This window comes from Helicobacter mehlei (assembly GCF_007280785.1).
GTDB lineage: Bacteria > Campylobacterota > Campylobacteria > Campylobacterales > Helicobacteraceae > Helicobacter > Helicobacter mehlei.
Genome location: NZ_VKGC01000041.1, coordinates 1 through 2,851 on the forward strand (window position 1 = coordinate 1; position 2,851 = coordinate 2,851).

The 2,851-nt window shown below is 44.1% G+C and carries 3 protein-coding genes; all 3 read right to left on the reverse strand.

Annotation, left to right across the window (positions count from 1 at the left end):
* Window positions 1-39: 39 nt before the first annotated feature.
* Window positions 40-573 carry a hypothetical protein gene (locus tag FNE76_RS08640; RefSeq protein WP_235852323.1) on the reverse strand — a complete coding sequence of 178 codons (534 nt, stop codon included), beginning with the start codon at window positions 571-573 and terminating at the stop codon, window positions 40-42.
* Window positions 574-611: 38 nt separating this feature from the next.
* Window positions 612-1,739 carry a hypothetical protein gene (locus FNE76_RS07935; protein WP_120955989.1) on the reverse strand — a complete coding sequence of 376 codons (1,128 nt, stop codon included), beginning with the start codon at window positions 1,737-1,739 and terminating at the stop codon, window positions 612-614.
* On the reverse strand, window positions 1,736-2,851 hold a 1,116-nt coding region (locus tag FNE76_RS07940; RefSeq protein WP_328588067.1), incomplete at its 5' end, for a hypothetical protein. The genes FNE76_RS07935 and FNE76_RS07940, both read right to left, overlap by 4 nt.

Below are 2,851 nucleotides of genomic sequence, written 5' to 3' on the forward strand. Positions count from 1 at the left end.
CAAACCAACCCCAAGAGGCATATAAAAACCCACCTCATGCTACATACAATACCCGCGCTCTTTGCATTGGGCAAACAACTTATCTTGGTAAGCACCATCCAAAGAGTTTAGGGTGATAGGGTTTTCCCCATGGGGATCATCTCTGTTTTGGCGGTAAATGATCTGGGTTTTGAGAATCTTTTTAACCCCTTGTGCATCGTAGATGTAGTTTTGTTGGCTATATTGGTGCAAATAAAAAACACCATTGACAACCTTGAAGGTGAGATAAAGTTCGCGATTCACCTGTTCGGATAGAGTGCCTGAAAACTCTAGGGTAACATAGTTTTTCTTGTAAGCGAAGTCAGCCTTGCCCACTGCCTCCATACAAAACTGCGCGTGCAAAACCTGCCCATTGCGCTCAATTTTTAAGCAAGTGGTTGTGGGTTTGCCCTGAGGTGTCTCACGGCTAGTCTGGCTAACTAGGGTGTATCTTTGCCCCTCTATCTCAATATCTTGGCTGTAAGTGGTGTAGTAGGGCTTGGCACTCAGACCCAAGAGTCCTAAAAAAGCCCAAGCAAAAGCTAATTTTTTCATCTCTGATCCTTAATAAAAATACCCATTCTGATTTTACATCATCTTGGCTGATTTTTTTGCCACATTTGGGTGAATTTTTTAAAACTTATGGGGGCTCTGTGCTTAAAATCCTCTTGGTTTTGGTCATAAAAAAGAGGGGATTCTAGGAGTTCAGAAACTCCCGTTTGGGTATCTGTGCGTAGCGTTTGCCCGCTTAGTCTATCTAACCAAAATTGACCCTTTTGTAATTTAAGGGTGATGGTGAGTTTTTGGAGAATGTTGGAATATTGACGGCTAAACTCCAGCTTAAGCAAATCCCCTTGATGGGCAAATCCGCCTTGCTGGTAACCCTCTAAACACAGACTGCGCCCGATAATTTGTTGCTGGTGCAAAATGCTTAAGCACACCAGATCGCCAAGTTTTGAATGGGGCTTGGGGGTGCTGCGCACAAGGGTATAGGGCGTGCCCTCAAGATAGTCTATGGAGTTTTGCAACGCTTCTCCCTTAAAGGCAAAAATACGGGGCATGGTCTTGAAATGTTCCAAGAGTTGGTTTGTAACAGCCTCTAGGGGGTATTTGTAGGGGTCTTTGGGGTCATCTCTTAATTGATCGTAAAAATCATAATAGTCAGAGCGCCACCAACCTTTAAATTCTCTGAATCGGTATAAATAAAACCTCTCTTCACTAACGATCCTAAATTCGAGCACAACGGGCTTATGTTGGGCTTGAGAAGTGAGCGTGGGGGGGATAAAGCGCAACATGGCTAGTTTGATTAGCCTAATGCCTTGTTTGGGGGTGTCTTCAAATCTAGGTTCTGTGAAATCTTTCAAACAAAAACCCTTTTCAAGCGCGCTACTTGGCTTGATGATGCCCAAACACATGCCCTTAGCTTGCACCCGATAATCTTTGTAAAACTCGCCATAGGCACTCAAAAGAAGAGTGGTGATCTTGTGGCAATGGGGTTGATCCTTTGGGCACGAGGTGCCGTATGTTGGGTAATCATCTAGGCTAGAGGGCAGATCGCTTGTGGGGGGGTATAAAAAGAAACGCTGGTATTGCTTGGCTTGCATAAAATCTGCCAGCCATTGTTGGATCGCCCCTAAGGCTTGTGCTTGCGTTGTGGCAAATGGGTTACTAGCCCCATGCAAAATAAGCACACCGATCAAAAGCCCCAATATCTTTTTCATCTACGCTCACACAGCCCACGGAAACGGCACTCGGTTTCAAGTTTGGAGAGTTTAGGAATGCTTACCTGATCCCATTTGATTAAATTTTTAGCACTAGGATCGTCTCTGGGTTGTCTATAAAAAATATCCGTGCCCACGAGTTCTTTAAAAGTGCTCTTAGTCTCCACTTGGAAAACTTGTTGGCTATACTGGTATAAATACAAAGTCCCATCGATTTCTTTTAAAGTGATGAAACCTTTATAAGCCTTAGTAAAAGGTTTAGAGGTGGGTTTGTGTTGCCAATAACTCTCTAGGGTCAAAAACCGCCCCTTATGGGTGAATTTAGTTTGCACCTGTGCGCCATGGCATAGAGCGTTGTATCCAAGACCTGGAATCTGGATATAGTCGCAACCTGCTAGAGGGGTGTGATTCAAGTAAAAATAGGGGGCTATTTGGATCAAGCGGTAGGAGCGATTGCCCATTACAATATCCATAGGAGGCTGTAGAGGAGGATTTTTAACACCACAGAGGCGATCTTTAGAGCGCATTTGTAATTGGACTAAAAGGCTATTGTTGAGCTCACCCATCGCAATTTTATGCGCGCCCTCTGGGTCGTCTTGGGAAAGGCAATAGCGATCGATTCGCGTATCAGCATTCTGTGCGCCGTAGTAGTCTAGGTAAAAGGTGCGATCGATGATTCTAAACACCAAAATGGGCAATGTGGGCTGCTTATAATAATCAAAACCTCCTCCAAGCACTAACACTAAATAGGGTTCTTGGTTATGCTCCACAACTTGGGCAAATAAAACACCATTAAAACCCTCCAAACAAAAACCCTTGTAAAGTTTGCCTTGATACAACACACCCGAGCACATCCACGCATTGTTAGTGGCTTCGTTATTGGCATAAAATTTAGCTTTGGCATAAAGAAAGGTGTATTTTTCGCCCTTAAACTCAATGGGGGTTTTGTTCTCCACGCTCCATTCTGCTTGGGGGGTAATCACATAGTAACTATTGGCATCTTGGCTCACCTCTTTGGGCACAAAATCACGCAACCACTGTTTGACCTGTTCCATCGCTTTGCGATCGTCCATAGCATGTAAGGATGCTAGAAAGCAGGCTAAAAAATATAA